Genomic DNA, 15,901 nt, shown 5'->3' on the forward strand with positions numbered 1-15,901 from the left:
AGAAGGTTCATATGTGTTATGTTGCTAATTTAAACCGCTCGTATTTTGTAGCATGTTCAGGACGACTCATTAAGCTAGCGGCATTAATCATATGCTCCCAAAACAAAACGCCTGGGCTGGTGTTGTTTTCCATTACACCATCTAATTCTTCCATAGCCAAACGAAGCTCATTTACGGATAAGTACTGTAAAAAATCTTCTTTGCTATAACCAAAATCAGACTCTTTAATATCTGAGGACAAAAGTTTATACGCTGCTATTAACTCTTCTGATATTAGCTTCCACTTCTCAGTATTACTCATAACTCTCCTAGCAACATAACAGTTTATTCTCTCCCAAATTACCCATAAAAATACAGGCAAAACGGGCTATATTACGTCTCCCAATATTCACACAAGAAAAGTTCATTGTAAACATGAGTTTAGAATGTCCAATTTTGCTCAGTTGTGAAAATTGGACAAAACGCGCTGTAATAATGTTATGCGTCAAAAATAAAACTCTGTATATAAAAACAGTGTTTTATTTTGCTCTTTTTGTGAGGTAGTTAAATTGATATGAGTGCATCATGATTGAAGGCTGAGAGTCTAAACAAACTTGCAAAGTAAACTTGATTAGATATCTAAACTCTCTTGCACACGTATTTTAGCTGCCACAAAATCTACATGTGCAACATACATCAAACTCGATATTTTACGAATGATGTGATCTTCATAATCATCTAAATGACCATCTGCAAAAGCAACGTGCCATAACAACTCGATAACTTCCATACGTTCTTCATAGCTTGTTTTCGCATTCACTTCTTTTACAAATTGGTGCAAATCTAGCGCAGCTTCAACCATAGGTCTTACTTTATCTATCAGAACTTTAACCTGGCTTTCATCTAGCTCACACTGTGTTTTTAAAATTTCGGCAATCTTATCTAGTTCCGATTGCTCAATTTTGCTGTCAGCGCGCATGACTTCAACTAACAGAGCTGCGAGCCCAGTATTAAAATCAATTGAATTCTCAGGCTTGTTGGTTTGCTGTAATTCATTACTGAAATCAGCTAATAATGCTTTAAGCTTTTTAAACACAAGTATGTCTCTGATTGTTATATATAGTTTGATTATATCTCTGTTCTTCAGATTATACCGACTCATAAACATTTTCTTACAGTATTTAGGCACTTGATAACATACACTCCTCGTTCTGATACTTAAAATTACATGGATGCATATGAAAACGCTTATCTCTGCACTACTTTTGACTCTTTTAGCGGGGTGCGTTTACGTACCAGAAAACGCACATAGCTATGATGAAAAATGTAATGTCATGCGTAAAAAGAAGGTGTTAGCCCTAGAAGAAGCGATCCCCATGGCAAATTGCTCAAATGAAGCATGTGCACTCTTAATGGCTAGTTATGGTTTAGTGACTGCAGCTAGCTTTGTGGTATCAGGTAGTATTGTGGTTATTTCTAATACCGTGTATTGGCTCGAAAAACCCTCAAATTGCGAGCTAAAAAGCGAAGGGGTTAAGTCATGAAACTGAACAAACTTACTTTAATTCTCATGATCCCTCTTTTACTTCCAGCCTGCATTAAGAGTAAAAAGTACTATGAAGTTTATACAGAAGAATGCAATGTGCCTTATAAAGTCGTAAAAAGCACACCTGTTCCATTAAAAATGCATAACTGATTTCGGTCCAAAAGATAATTTTATCATCTATGGTGCATCAATAATTTTATCACAAATGTTCGAAGTTACTTCCGGCTCAATAAAGCAGCAAACTTATTATGAAGAATTTAAAAAAGCGTGCGCCGAACAGGGAGTAACGATAACTCAAAAGCCGACTGAAAGGCGTATCTACTTAAACAAAAGACCCTCCTCTAGCAAAAAAATAAACTCAGACTCTGACCTCAGCGAAATAGAAAGATAGAGAGTGTGTATAATTTAAGGTACAAACACCTGAACAACTAAGCCCGTTTTTCCATCACCTCTGTTATGTAAACTCAGTTGACCATGATGGGCTTCTGCAATTTCTCTACAAAGTGCGAGCCCCAAACCGCTACCACTGACTTTTGTTGAATAAAAAGGCACAAGGGCATTCGCCATTACGGCTTCACTCATACCTTTACCCGCATCGCTGACACTTAATAGTGTGCCATTCGATTTAGCTTCAATCTTCACTTTAATCTGTTCGGATTCAGAGCCCGATTCGTGTGCATTTTTAAGTAAATTAATTAGAAGTTGCTCTAGTTGAACTCTGTCTGCAAGGCATTCAACGTTTGGGATATCCCCTTCAATACTAAAAGCCCACTCTTGCTTAACACTGTCTAATAAACTCGACCAATCAATTGCTTCGAGTTTTGGTTGAGGCAATTTGGCAAACTTACCATAGCCTTGTACAAACTCATTCAAGTGATTTATACGCTCTTGCATGGTCGAAAATACTCGCCCCAGCCTCGGTTCATCAAGGTTTTGCGTCAGTATTTTTCCGCTATGCAGCATAGATGACATAGGGCCCAATGAATTATTCAGCTCATGGCTGATGATGCGTATCACTTTCTTCCATACTGCCACTTCTTGACGACTCAGTTCACGTGTAAGCTGTTTAAAAATATATAAACGGTGACTATGGTTATTTAACAAAAACTGTCCGGTTGAGAGGTGCCAAGTTTGGGCTTCGTCATCTTGATTTAATTGACTATCGTTTGAATGTGTGTGCTTTAGATGAAATAGTCCATCTCTGCCTGCTTCCATCGCATTTTGAATTTGCTCACTGCCAAAAGCATAGAGTTCATTGCGAGTTAGACCTTCAAGTTTCTGCTCACTATTAAATAACAGTTTGGCACTGTGATTACTAAAGACCACATGGTTATTACTATCTATTAAAACCAGCGCCTGCGGTGAAGACTGCAACACTTTATCTAGCATCAATTCACGCTGATAAATCCATTGTTTTTCTTGTCTAAGCTGCTCGGCGGTTTGGTTGTAAGTAAGACACAAACGCCCAAGTTCATCGTCTTCACTGTATGCAAGCAAGCTCGAAAACTCACCGTCTTTAAAGTTTAACAAACCCGTTTCTAACGCTTTAATGCCTGAGTTAACTGGTTGAGTAATCAGACCACTCACAAACCAAGCTAAAACAACGGCCAAACCCAAACTAATCAGGCTGAGTGTACTTGATGCGCCAAGCACAAGTAGTACAGGTACTAACGCCAAGACCACACTTAAAATTGTAGCTAACTGTAATTTATGTCGAGTACTGAGAGTGGCTGTGAGTGATTTCATAAAGTTTTAGTTTTATTAATAGTCGATTTCGAATTTTTGTAGGCGTCTATATAGCGCTTGTCGTGATAGCCCAAAATGTCTTGCTACTTTGGCAACAACCCCATGATACTCACGCATTGCCGCCTCTATTTCATCTTTATTGGGTTCTTTGTTTGAATTTGGTATCGTTACATTTTGTGCTTGGTTCAAACCAAAGTCGGTAAACTCCAGTGCGCCACTTGGCTTTAGAACAGCAGCACGCTTACAAGCGTTTTCAAGCTCTCTGACATTTCCCGGCCAAGCATAGCTCGTCAAAGCCTGCTCAGTGGCTAATCCAAATTCTCGCTCTGGCAAGAAGTGTTTTATAAGTGGAACGATGTCGTCTTTTCGCTCACTCAGCGGTGGTAGCCTGAGTTCTATGACATTCAGTCGGTAATATAAATCTTCTCGAAACCTGCCAGCTTTTATATCTTGTAATAAGTCAGCATTAGTCGCCGAAATAACCCGTACACTGACCTTTTGTGTTTGCACTGAGCCTAAACGCTCAAACTCACCCGTTTGCAAAACTCTAAGTAGCTTCATTTGTCCTGACGGGGGTAAATTGCCAATTTCATCTAAAAATAACGTGCCGCCATCAGCAGCTTCAAAACGACCAATACGCTGTTTATTAGCGCCTGTGTAGGCACCCGCTTCTGCGCCAAAGAGCTCGGCCTCGATTAACTCACTGGGCAATGCGCCTGCATTTACCTTAATAAATGGTTTATCTGCCAGAGCAGAGTTTAACTGCACAATTTCGGCAATACGTTCTTTACCACTGCCATTTGGCCCGGTGATCAATACCGACACGTCTGACTTAGCGAGTTGCAATGCCATATCTACCACTCGTTCCATGCCTGTGCTTGCATACACAAGGCCAGCTAGATTTGCCTGTTCATGGACAGAGTGTCGCTCATCTTGTTGTCGGTTAAATGTATCGTTGTCTTGTTTGGCTTTACCCAGTTCAATCAAATTTGCAATGCTAGTCAGTAATTTATTGTCATCCCAAGGCTTGGCAATGTAATCTGCGGCGCCCGCTTTCACTAACTCTATAGCGGTTTCAAGCTCTGTCCAGGCGGTGATCAGAATAATAGGTAAGTGCGCATTGAGTGCACGAAGTTGATAAAAGAGATTTTTGCCTTCTTCACCCGATGTTGTGTCAGCGGTAAAGTTCATGTCTTGAATAGCTAGGGATATACGTTGATAGCGAACAACTTGCTCGGCTTCGAAAGGAGTGTGTGCTGTCACAACATCATAACCATGTATTTCAAGCAATAACGATAATGCATCGAGTACAGCTTGGTTATCATCAATGATGAGTATTTTGTCCATGTATTTTCTTTTTATTATTCGTGCTACACCAAAGGCTTGAGTGTAGCACGAACTAAGAGGTTGAGTATTTAGAAGTTAAATTGTTCGTGTTGCGATACTTGGGTCGATATTAGCAGCACGTCTTGCTGGGCCAATCACTGCTAATAAACTCATCACAAAAACGGCAACAGCTGTTATTGCAACATACCAGTTTGATAACGCAGGGACTGAGTAATGTGCCATAAGTTGTTGACCGAGTAACACTGCACCACATACCCCTAGTACTAAACCAGCTATACAAATTAGGCTGTTTTCGACCACAAAATAGCTGATAATCGCTGATTTACGAGCCCCTAACGCGCGTCTTGTACCAATTTGCTTCGTGCGCTTATTAATATTAAACAAGGTAAGGCCAAAAATACCCAAAGCTGTCACTAATACTAGTACGCTAATTAATATCACTAGCATACGCATCATTAGTCTGTCTTCGGCAACATAATCTGCTTTTTTAACATCCAGACCAGTTAAATCTTGAATAACGCGCTTTGCATAATTTGAATGCATCGCACTTTCAATTTGCTTCATCACTTCGGCGCGGCGTTCTGGCTCTGTGCGAACTAAAAACTGATGAAGCTTACCTGGGCTTACTGTCGGTAGTAATACTGATTTATCTTTACGGTTTTCAAGTTTCAACCAAGGACCTTTCATCATGCCGATAATACCGACAATTGTTAAAGGCTGGTCGCCCATATAAATCACTTTGCCTAATCCATCCTCACCTGGATACAGTTCGTCCATCAATGCTTTAGTTGCCAACGCCACTTTAGGGAATTTACTATAGTCTCTATTCAACACCACTTCATCTTCAGTAAAGTTGCGACCAGCAATTAAATTGACACCTAAGGTGTTTAAACCGTGCTCGTCTGTTTCAAAGTAACTGGCGTTCACCGATTTTGACTTTTCTGGTACGGGTTTTAATCTAAAACCCGTTGACGAACCTCCCCCCGACAGTGGCACAGCACTAATCTGTACTGCATCGACTACCCCGGGCATGGCTCTTAGCATCTGCTCATCTAAATCTACCTGTTGGATTAAATCAACGTCAGTGCCAAAGGTCATTACGTTAAACTTAAAAATATTTTCTTCTTCATACCCCGTTGGCTGGTTTAAATAATCGAGTCTGTCTTTGATGATAAAAGCTGCATTGCTAACAATGGCTGTAGTAATCGCTATTTGTATTAACAACAACACTGCCCCCACTTTGGAGCGTAACAAGGCATTGAAAATAGGTTTAATTTCTAACATGTCTGGCTCCTATTGGGTTTTAAGATAAGTAGCTGGTGTGGTGTTACATACTAACCAAGCGGGGTAAAGACCGGCGATAATACACGCTGAAATGGCGATTAACGGCGCGGTCATCAGCATTGAAATGTCCATATTCGCGAGTGCATCGTAATAACTCAGGCTTTGACGTATACCAAATAGACCAACTTGCGCCACAATAATGCCAATAACACCACCAAAAAGTCCCAACATGCCAACTTCAACAATGTGCTGAAAAAACACTTGTTTTTTACTTGCGCCAAGCGCTCGTCGTACGCCCACTTCTGGCGCTCTGCGTAAAAATTTCGCCAGTAAAAGACCAAGAATATTAGCTAAACACACCGCCAAAAACATAAAGCTCAGTGCGACCATAATCTTGTTATCTTCGTTCACTACCTCCCAGTAACTGATCCATTGATTTACATCTCTAAGCTTATATTCGGCTTTTTCGCGCGTAAAACGTCCAGCTTTCTTTTCTTCAGCAATATAATTTTCTAAATACGCTTCAAAAACACGTTTTTCAGAGGCATTGTTTAACTCTACCCAAAACTGTAACCAAAACTTTTCTGATTGCAGCTTGTCATTAAACACTTTTACAGGTTCATGTTTCCAACCATTGGTGTTTCCCCAAGTATCGATTTCATTCGCTTTGATCAATGAAAACGGAATAAAAATATGTTCTGGTTTGTTGAAAGAGCCATTGTTTAGGTCGAAATATTTTATGTGTAATTTCCAGTCTTCGATCACCCCGACAACTCGCACACTTAAATCATCAAGATAAAAGGTTTCTCCTACACTATTACTCGTACCGAATAATTTTTTGCTAATGCTCTGCGAGATTACAGCAACAGGAGCTGCACTACTTTCCTGCTCTTTGCTCCACACACCGCCATTGATGAATGACAGATTAAACATATCAAATGCATCTCTTGACGCCACTCGTGTTTGCTCTAAAAATGGTTTCACTTTATCTGAGTTTAAGTGCACCGAAAAACCGGTTTTCATCAAAGCTGCACGTTTAAATGGTAAATCCGCGTTTAATAAATTTTCAGTATCACGATAAGTTAACTGGTATGGCATGCTGTCAGGTGACCACCAGCTTTCTCCTTCATCCATGCTTTGCAGTTGTACCGCAAACAGTTTGTCACTCTTTTCAGGAATAGGGTCCATCGACATCATGTGGTAAACCGACAAGCTGGTCATCGTAATACCAATACCAACCCCTATGGCAATCACCATTAACAGGCTTACTAGCGGCGTACGCTTAAAGCTCCGCCAACTTAAATCTATATAATGACTGAACATATTAAGCTCCTACTGCCATATTTGGATTACCCTGATATAGCGTAAAATCAGCAAGTTGGCCGTCTACTACCTGAATATTGCGCGGTGCTCGACGAGCTAACTCCGCGTCGTGCGTTACCATGATTATGGTGGCGCCATCTCGGTTAATTTGTTCAAGCAGCTCCATGACTTGACGTGCCATTAAGCTATCTAGATTACCTGTTGGTTCATCGGCCAATAAAAAGCGTGGTTCACCAGCCAGCGCTCGAGCAATAGCAACTCGCTGCTGCTGACCACCCGATAGTTGCTGAGGTAAATGCTTAGCACGGCTAGCTAGCCCCACTTGCTCCAAACACTGCTCTATTCTGCGCTTGCGCTCAGCCGCTTTGATCCCGCGATAACGTAAAGGTACTTCAACGTTTTCGTACAAGTTTAAATCTGGAATGAGGTTAAAGCCCTGGAAGATAAAACCAATCTTTTGGTTACGTAAGTCCGCACGTTGATTGTCATTCAGTTTGCCAACATCAATGCCATCCAATAAGTATTCGCCACCAGTGAAGGGTTCTAACATACCTGCAATATTCAAAAAGGTGGTTTTACCTGAGCCTGATGGGCCTGTTACAGCAATAAACTCCCCTTCTTCAACATTTAAATTAAAGTCACGTAAAGCATGTGTTTGAACCATCTCTGTTTGATACATCTTGCTGATATTATTCATTTTTAACATTGTTCTTTCCTTTTTAATTCGGTCTATATTCTGTTGATGATGCCTAAATGTGCTTGTTGTTATTTCAACGATACTTATCTAAGAAGTACTTATCTCAACAATACGGCATCGGCATTTTTAAATGTGTCGTAATTTGAAATGATGATTTCATCGCCTGGTGTAAGCCCACTTAACACTTCCACATGGTTAATACTGGTGACACCTGTGTTGATTTCGATGCGCTCTGCGCGTTCGCCATTAAGCTTGTAAGCCACATAGCCACCCGCATTCATAAATGCTCCACGCTTTACCATTAATACATCGCTGCGGTTTTCTAATAAGATACGCCCTGATAAACGCTGGTTTTGACGTATATTGCTAATATCACTTTGGTTAAAGCGCACACGTGTGGTTACTTCTCGGTTATTCACCTCTGGCGAAATGGCTGACAAAGTACCTTTAACTAACTCAGTACCCATTTTCAGCTCTACTTGCATGCCGATCCCTAAATCATTGGCATAGCTTTCTGGCACTTGTAGCTCGGCTTCAAAAGCGGACAAGTCGACTAAAGTGAGTAAGGCTTGGTTTTTAGTCACCATAGCTTTAGGTTGCACCAGCAAGTTACCAACGATGCCCGATACACTGGCTTTCACATTTAAATTACGAACTTTTCTTTGAAGTTCATCAACCACCAGTTGCTGTCTAGCAACTTGGCTTTGTGATGATTGTAACTCAAACGCCAAGGTATCTTTGGCGAGCTCAACCTCTTGCTGTGCATGTTTAAAGGTCAGCTTAGCTTTGGCTAAATCATCGACGGCTTTTTCTAAATCAATTTGACTGATCAGGCTTTTCTCTATTGAGAGTTTTGCTCGGCGGTTTTCACGCTCAGCGGCGCTGAGTTCTACTTGCGCCATGTCTAAAGTTTTATTTAGAGCCAATGTTTGGCGCCTTGCTTCTAGCTCACTTCTGGCAAGTTCGCCTTGCAGTCTGGCAAGCTCTGATTCTTGCTGCTTTAAACTGTTGTTAAGCTCTGGGCTTTCAACCTCTGCAATCACCTGTCCCTTCTGTACACTGTCACCTGCTTTCACTTGCAACGTAACAAAGCCTTGCTCTGGGCTGTAAGCTTTTGGTGCATTAGCAGCAACTATTTTACCTGTTGTCGCTATATCTCTGACCAAGTCTCCTTTAATGACCGTCGCAATTTGTAGCTGTGCTTTATCAACAGACTGACTGACATTATCGGTATTCATCATGGCGTAGCCTGCCCAAGTAACAAGCGACAGCACACCAGCAATCAACAGTACAGGTTTTAGTTTTTTAGGCTTATGTTGGACCATTTGATCTTGGCCACTGGTATCTCTGATCATACTCATTCCTTATTGATTCAAAAATTGCTCGGTGCAGCTGATAAGTAATGACATCAACAACATCAAAAGGGGTGATACAAAAAAAGCGGTCGTTAAAATCATTGTCTTGCTCCTGAGCCTATTATGTCTAAATAGATACCAAGACTGTGCCAAAATTTAAAACCCAATATTATCATGCAGTTACCTGTTTATAGGTTCTTGTACGCTTGTCCGCGGACGATAAAAGTGTCCGCACCGGACACTTTTTAACTAATACCAACCCTCTTAATTAAGTGATCTATTTTGAGGATTGGTATAAGTCACTCACGCAATGAAAAAAATGCTTAAGTCATTGAAATGAAGTAATAGACTGTTAATGTAAGAATTAACAACGGTATCTAAACTGAGATTAAGGAGTATAAAAATGAAGTTCAGTTTATTAGCGGTTATCGCTTTGCTCTTTTCGAGTCAACTTATGGCACAACCAGAGCAAATCTTTTTATTACGCCACAGTGAAAAAGCCAGTGGTAGTGATCCGTCATTAACGGATAAAGGAAAGTTCAGAGCTAAAAACATTGCCAAACAACTTCAGTCAGCCAAACCAACACAGCTGTTCAGTACTGATTACAACCGAACTCAACAAACCATCGCGCCACTGGCAAAAGCTACATTGCTAAAAGTCCAAAGCTATAACCCAAGAGAATTAGTACAATTTGCAGGTGAGTTAAAGTTATTAAATGGTGTAGCCGTTGTTTTAGGTCACAGTAATACAACACCTCAACTTGTGAAGCTGCTTTCAGGGCATCGAGTCAACATTGAGGAAGATGAATACGATAAACTATATGAACTGCGCTTGCATGGCGATAAGTACCAACTGATCCGTCACAAAACATCAGCTAAAGCAAAGTGATATTCTCGATTCAAAGATAACGCTTTTGTAACGTGAAAAATCGACATTCTATATCTATACTTTATAAAAAATTATACCAGTCCTCTTAATTAAGTGATCTATTTTGAGGCAAAGAAAACTCGTTGCTAACAAGGCGAAAATTTTGCTATTTAGTTGTTCTAAATAAGAAATTTTCAACACAGGTAGCATCAGTTTTAATCCCTTAAAATGATTAGGTATTATTGAGGATTGGTATTATCAAGCATAGAATTTTATGAACGTTCAACAGTCCATTATTATTCCAGCAAAAAAAGAGCAAGTATGGCGCGTCATAAGCGATATACGTCATGCCCACCAGCACATTTCTGCCATAAAAAGCCTAGTGATTATTGAGCAACCTAAAGAGGGGCTAAAAGGCCTAAAATGGCAAGAAACCAGATCCATGTTTGGTAAAGATGCCACAGAGACAATGTGGATCACAGAGTCACAAACCAATGTATTTTATAAGACCAAAGCACAAAATCATGGTTGCGATTATTACTCTGAGATGAAAATTGTCGAAGGCAAAGATCAATGTGAACTTATTATGGGTTTTACAGGTGTTCCGCAAAGCTTATTTGCAAAAATAATGGCAAAGCTCATGTCACGATTCATGACAGAACAACTTAAAAAAACCATGCAAGAAGACTTAAAAGACATTAAAAGTGCGGTGTTAGCGATCCATAATTTAAACACTGAGTAAGTTATAATTGTTCTGAAAAGATTTTGTATATACCGGCTTCTGCTTGCTCAACTGTTTGTGAAGCAAACCCTAAGCGAATATGACTAATCTTGCCATCATTTGGCTTTAAAGAACGGACTGAATTAGAGTGATAAAACTCTTCTTCCGATTGAAAATAAATACCCTTTTCTCTGCCTCTCAATTTTAACGTAACCACATCTTGATGGCAGTTTAGCCAAAATGCCATACCGCCATCAGGCTTGGTAAATGAGAGGTTTAAGCCCCGCGCTTTTAAAGCATTAAGGGTACTATTCATTGCTTGCCATCGCGCTTTATATGATTTGGTCATACGCTTTAAGTGACGTTCAAACTCTCCTGTCTCCATCCAGTGCGCGACCGCCAGTTGAGTAAAGACGTCATTTTTATGATTAATAAGCTTTTTTAGCCCTTTTAAATGCGCTAAAACGGGTTTGGCAGCATGTAAATAGCCAAGTCTCGCTCCCGCACACATTATTTTAGAAAAGGTCGATATATAAATCACAATACCCGCGGGATCATCTGCCGCGATTGGTTGCAGAGGCCGACACTGATAGTGAAATTCATGATCATAATCGTCTTCAATGATCAGCACACCATATTGATAGCACAACCGGTAAATCTCCAGACGTCTAGCTATTGGCAGTGTCACTGTAGTCGGGTATTGATGTAATGGAGTTAGATATAGTAGCTTGATTTTTCTCAGTTTTAGCTGGGTTTCTAAGTCATCAACACATATCCCCTGCTCATCTTGTGCAATATCGACTAGTGCAGCACCACAACTCTCGAATACCTGTCTTGCAGGCGGGTAGCCTAAGGTCTCAATCGCAACAAAGTCACCTTGATTGATAAACCCTTTAGCAACCAAATATAAAGCTTCTTGTGAGCCATTACAGATAAGTAAATCATCAACATTTAGCGCTCTTGCCTGACCAAGGTATCTCAAAATTTGGTGTTTAAGTGAAGGTAATCCTGCACTATCTGAATAATGCATGTCATGGGCGTTGAATTGCCTTGCGGCCATACTCAAAGATTGTTTAAACTTCTGTTTAGGAAAAGCAGATAAATCAGGCAAACCTCCGGCAAAAATATAGTCAAAAGCAGAAAGTTCAATTTCACTTGTCTGTTGAAAGGGCATCGAAAAATTATACTCAAATGGTTTTACACTTCTTTGTTTAGTATATTTTTCACTGGCCTCAATTGGTAAATGCTCACTTACAACATACCCGCTTCTTTGTATAGAAGTCAGCCACCCTTCAGCCACTAAGCCTTGTAAAGCGTTCATCACAGTGTGACGATTTACTTGGTAATAAAAAGCAAGAGCTCTGGCTGACGGAAGCGCTGTGCCAGGTAACAATGAACCTGACTGAATTGCATTGCGATATATATCAATAATTTGCAAGTATTTTGCTTTACCATCACTAAAAACAATCTCTAACGGCTGCATGATACTGTAGTTTCACAAAATTGCGTTTTCATGGTTACCAACATAGTTAATCCGACCTCACCTGAATTCTATCGAATTAGCTATAATTTTGCAGGAGCATTAATAATCTGCCAACTGCTGACCTTGTCATTCACGTATCCAGACTGGCGATACGCTTTTTCAATTTCACCGGTTTCTTTTAAAATTGATAGCCCTTTTTGGAGCGCTTTGATCAAAGGCTGGCTTTGAGCTGTGAAACGCGCTACGGGAAAATGACGGCTGTCAGGCATAATGATTTTTAAGTTTTTGATCGGTAGATAGGTTTGCCCATTATGTTTAAAGCTCAAATCATCAGAGTTATGAAACGGGCCTAGCATCACATCAGCTCGTCTTTTATAGAGCATATCCAACATGGTCGTGTACTTACCTGTGTGATACATACCATTAAAGTTTAATTGTTTAAGTATTTTCCAATCATGTTGCCAATTTTGATTTGAAACTGCGATTAACTTAACTAATTCAGCGGGTTGCTTAACTGACAGCACATCAACATTGTCGCTATGCGTATATAACCCAGCTTCTGCACGACCCGCTTCTAACACGGCGCTACTAATATGCAATTTATGCTCAAACTGTTTAATCTCATTTAACCAAAGAGGCGTCGCACTTAAATGGATTACTCCTTGCTTCATCAATTTAATTCTACGAGGCGGATGATCAACTTGAATATAGTTAATTGGTAATTTAAATCCGCCAAGGCGAATTGCTTTAACAAGTAAAGCATGTTCAACAACATCGCGAGAAGCTTTTAAGCTGCTGTAGTCGTTTACGTCTAATATGTGTCTATTGTCTAAAAACTCAAAGTACTGCTGTTTTATATCATCTTGTATGGCTATGGTTATCGTTGAGTTGTCTATTTCGGCTATGCTAGCACTGTGCCAAAGCATACAAAAACACAATAATAGTAGGCGGGTCATATCAATCCTTAATCTTCTCAACGCACTGTCATTAAATCGTAATTTACTTATTAACTCAATAATAAAAAACTATTAACACTGGTCTAGTTGTTTGTTCCGCTCTGGTTGTATTTGTTAGACCTAATAACAGCTAACTTGCCCTTAGAGATCATTGCGACGATAAGGAATTACGAAGATGTTAAAACCCATTTCATTAGAGACCGAAAAAGTTAAGCTCACGCCATTAACTGAAAATCATCTAGGTGCCCTCTTTAAAGCAGGCAGCCACCCTGATATTTGGCGATGGGTGTTTAACAATTATTGTGAGAGCGAAGAAAAGTTAGCTTTGTGGTTTAAAAACACCGCACAATTTAACCAGAATGAACAAATTGTCATGGCAATCATAGATAAAGCCTGCGGAGCTGTCGTTGGCACTACACGGTTATTTCGACTTGATACACACAATCATAGTGCCGAAATTGGTCATACATTCATTGCTAAGTCAGCACAAAAAACCTATGTAAATACCCATGCAAAGTATCTACTACTCAGCCATGCCTTTGAGGATTTAAACTTAGTGAGAGTCACCTTATGTACACATGAAAATAATAAGGTTTCAAGAAATGCCATTTCGCGTATTGGTGCCAGATTTGAAGGATTAGCATACAAACAACGTAAATTACCTAACGGTAATTTTAGAAATTCAGCCATTTTCAGTATCACTGACGATCAATGGCCAGATATAAAAGCTAAGTTAACGAAACGAATGCAAGCAACTGAAACTGCACAAAACTAAAACAATTTAATTGATTTAATACAATAATAAGGGAGTCAGTTCTAATTTATGGGCTCCTTCTGATCTTCATCAAATCAGCTCTAAATTAAGTCAGTCACCTAGGTTATTTTGTTTATAAATCAACCTTATTTGACTATATTGCCCGTCTTGCATTAACAGGATGGAATGCCAGTATGAGTTCACGGCACACTCAAGAAATAACACTAACAAAAGAAACCGTTCTACTTTCAACCACAGATCCCAGTAGCAGGATCACCTATGCTAATGAGGCTTTTTGTGATGTCTCTGGTTTTAGCACCTCAGAAATGTATGGTCAGCCACACAACTTAGTGCGCCACAATGATATGCCTAAAGCAGCTTTTGCCAATATGTGGGACACAATTCAAGGAGGTAACTCTTGGATGGGCCCAGTTAAAAACAAAAGCAAAGATGGTCGATTTTATTGGGTGAATGCCTTTGTGACGCCCATAAAAAATGAGCAGGGTAAGATCATTGAGTATCAATCTGTCAGAACCCATCTAAACGACAAAGTTAAAAAGCGTGCTGAACGCGCATACAAAAAAATACAAGCCGGGCAAGTTGCCAACCGTTATTACGATAGCACCAAATGGATAAGCTATGGTTTGGTTGCATCAAGCGCTATTGCTTTTATGACATTGGCCTTCACCTTTTCAACTGCCATTTTGGCGCTCGCTATTTTGCTTATGTTAACTTCATACATGCAATTGAGATGGCGTAAGCGTTATCTTTATACCCTCAAAGAGGCCAAAGAAGCGTATGATAACCCACTTATGTCATTCTTGTATTCAGGGCATAACGATGCCGTTGGTTCATTATCTTTAGCAATAAAAATGCAACAAGCCAAAGTCAGAGCGGTTGTTGGACGGGTCAATGATGAGTCTCTTAGGGTAAATATAAATGCACAAAAAAATACTCAAAGTGGGCAACAAGTCTCAGAGCTATTAAAAAAACAAAATAATGAAGTTCAGCAAATGGTGCTATGCATGCAAGACTTCACCGTCACCATCGAAGAGTTGAATACGAATGTAGAACGAGCCTCACGCGCTGCAATGGCTTCAGAGCAACACACTCAAGATGGTAAATCATCGGTAGATAAAGTTATTGATGCCATACATCATTTAGATGAGCATTTAGCTGAGGTTAACCAAGCCGTATCTAGATTGGTTGCTGGAAATGAGAAAATCCATGGCATTTTGAATGTCATCAATTCAATTGCTGAGCAAACTAACTTGCTGGCATTAAATGCCGCGATTGAAGCAGCAAGAGCCGGCGATCATGGCAGAGGTTTTTCTGTTGTCGCAGATGAAGTAAGGGCCTTGGCTCAAAAGACTCAAGCATCAACAGAAGAGATAACCCAGCTAGTCCAAGAGCTGAATGATGTATCACAAAGTGCTGTTAGCTCGATGGACCAAGGAAACCTTTTGTCTAACACCAGTGTGGAGCTTGCAAGTAAGAATGGTGAAAGCCTATCGACGATTCAGTCCCATGTTACCGAACTGGCTGATCTTAACCGTTCGGTTGCAGCCGCAATAGAACAGCAGTCCGTGGTCATTAAACAAATCAACCTCAATGTTGAGAGCGTAAGTGAACTGGCCGACTTAGGTGGGCAACATGGTCAACATTCTCATAACTTAAGCCAAGAGCTGTTAAGCCAAATCGAGCAGCAAACCAAACTCATCCAGCAATTTTGCTAACATCAAGTTGCGTGGCTTAAGTCACGCAGCGCCCACTAATCGACCACTTTTTGTACTGCATTATTTACAAATCATAAAACTATAGTTCTTAATGTTGACCAAATAC

Annotated in this window: 15 protein-coding genes; 5 read left to right on the forward strand and 10 right to left on the reverse strand. The window is 40.1% G+C overall.

Annotated elements, in window-relative coordinates:
* Window positions 1-16: 16 nt before the first annotated feature.
* Window positions 17-301, reverse strand: a complete 285-nt coding sequence (locus C1E24_RS10680; protein WP_138481295.1) for a hypothetical protein — start codon at window positions 299-301, stop codon at window positions 17-19.
* A gap of 309 nt (window positions 302-610) precedes the next feature.
* Complete coding sequence (locus C1E24_RS10685) at window positions 611-1,075, reverse strand: TerB family tellurite resistance protein (RefSeq protein ID WP_240721992.1); 465 nt, start codon at window positions 1,073-1,075, stop codon at window positions 611-613.
* Window positions 1,076-1,217: 142 nt separating this feature from the next.
* Here C1E24_RS10685 and C1E24_RS10690 point away from each other — a divergent pair, with 142 nt between their 5' ends.
* Entirely contained in the window at window positions 1,218-1,523 is a 306-nt protein-coding gene (locus tag C1E24_RS10690; RefSeq protein WP_138481298.1) for a hypothetical protein, read from the forward strand.
* A 407-nt stretch (window positions 1,524-1,930) separates the two neighbouring features.
* On the opposite strand, the gene C1E24_RS10695 is transcribed toward C1E24_RS10690, so the two are convergent.
* The 6 genes from C1E24_RS10695 to C1E24_RS10720 all read right to left on the reverse strand — a co-directional run bounded on the left by C1E24_RS10695 (window position 1,931) and on the right by C1E24_RS10720 (window position 9,277).
* Window positions 1,931-3,271: a sensor histidine kinase gene (locus C1E24_RS10695; RefSeq protein ID WP_138481300.1), complete on the reverse strand. Its 1,341-nt coding sequence runs from the start codon at window positions 3,269-3,271 to the stop codon at window positions 1,931-1,933.
* Between the two features lie 15 nt (window positions 3,272-3,286).
* Entirely contained in the window at window positions 3,287-4,618 is a 1,332-nt protein-coding gene (locus C1E24_RS10700; protein WP_138481302.1) for a sigma-54-dependent transcriptional regulator, read from the reverse strand.
* A gap of 75 nt (window positions 4,619-4,693) precedes the next feature.
* Window positions 4,694-5,902 (reverse strand): ABC transporter permease, encoded by a 1,209-nt coding sequence (locus C1E24_RS10705; RefSeq protein WP_138481303.1) that lies wholly within the window; start codon window positions 5,900-5,902, stop codon window positions 4,694-4,696.
* A 9-nt stretch (window positions 5,903-5,911) separates the two neighbouring features.
* On the reverse strand, window positions 5,912-7,225 hold the full coding sequence (locus tag C1E24_RS10710; RefSeq protein WP_138481305.1) for an ABC transporter permease: 1,314 nt from the start codon (window positions 7,223-7,225) through the stop codon (window positions 5,912-5,914).
* Window position 7,226: 1 nt separating this feature from the next.
* Window positions 7,227-7,931: an ABC transporter ATP-binding protein gene (locus tag C1E24_RS10715; protein ID WP_058032267.1), complete on the reverse strand. Its 705-nt coding sequence runs from the start codon at window positions 7,929-7,931 to the stop codon at window positions 7,227-7,229.
* A gap of 89 nt (window positions 7,932-8,020) precedes the next feature.
* The gene (locus tag C1E24_RS10720) at window positions 8,021-9,277 is read right to left on the reverse strand and encodes an efflux RND transporter periplasmic adaptor subunit (RefSeq protein ID WP_138481307.1); all 1,257 of its coding nucleotides are present in this window, start codon (window positions 9,275-9,277) and stop codon (window positions 8,021-8,023) included.
* A 403-nt stretch (window positions 9,278-9,680) separates the two neighbouring features.
* Here C1E24_RS10720 and C1E24_RS10725 point away from each other — a divergent pair, with 403 nt between their 5' ends.
* Entirely contained in the window at window positions 9,681-10,166 is a 486-nt protein-coding gene (locus C1E24_RS10725; protein WP_171040863.1) for a SixA phosphatase family protein, read from the forward strand.
* 253 nt (window positions 10,167-10,419) lie between these two features.
* A complete protein-coding gene (locus C1E24_RS10730; protein ID WP_138481309.1) occupies window positions 10,420-10,887 on the forward strand; it encodes an SRPBCC family protein in 468 nt (155 codons plus the stop codon).
* Window position 10,888: 1 nt separating this feature from the next.
* On the opposite strand, the gene C1E24_RS10735 is transcribed toward C1E24_RS10730, so the two are convergent.
* Together C1E24_RS10735 and C1E24_RS10740 are read right to left on the reverse strand one after the other, a co-directional pair.
* Window positions 10,889-12,349: a PLP-dependent aminotransferase family protein gene (locus C1E24_RS10735; RefSeq protein WP_138481311.1), complete on the reverse strand. Its 1,461-nt coding sequence runs from the start codon at window positions 12,347-12,349 to the stop codon at window positions 10,889-10,891.
* A gap of 80 nt (window positions 12,350-12,429) precedes the next feature.
* Window positions 12,430-13,305 carry an amino acid ABC transporter substrate-binding protein gene (locus C1E24_RS10740; RefSeq protein WP_138481312.1) on the reverse strand — a complete coding sequence of 292 codons (876 nt, stop codon included), beginning with the start codon at window positions 13,303-13,305 and terminating at the stop codon, window positions 12,430-12,432.
* A 175-nt stretch (window positions 13,306-13,480) separates the two neighbouring features.
* Between C1E24_RS10740 and C1E24_RS10745 the strand changes: the two genes are divergently transcribed.
* Both C1E24_RS10745 and C1E24_RS10750 read left to right on the forward strand, forming a co-directional pair.
* Entirely contained in the window at window positions 13,481-14,080 is a 600-nt protein-coding gene (locus C1E24_RS10745) for a GNAT family N-acetyltransferase (RefSeq protein ID WP_138481314.1), read from the forward strand.
* Between the two features lie 173 nt (window positions 14,081-14,253).
* Window positions 14,254-15,795 (forward strand): methyl-accepting chemotaxis protein, encoded by a 1,542-nt coding sequence (locus C1E24_RS10750; protein ID WP_138481316.1) that lies wholly within the window; start codon window positions 14,254-14,256, stop codon window positions 15,793-15,795.
* Window positions 15,796-15,901 lie beyond the last annotated feature (106 nt).

Origin of the sequence: Pseudoalteromonas phenolica (assembly GCF_005876835.1) — a bacterium.
GTDB classification, from domain to species: Bacteria; Pseudomonadota; Gammaproteobacteria; order Enterobacterales; family Alteromonadaceae; genus Pseudoalteromonas; species Pseudoalteromonas phenolica_B.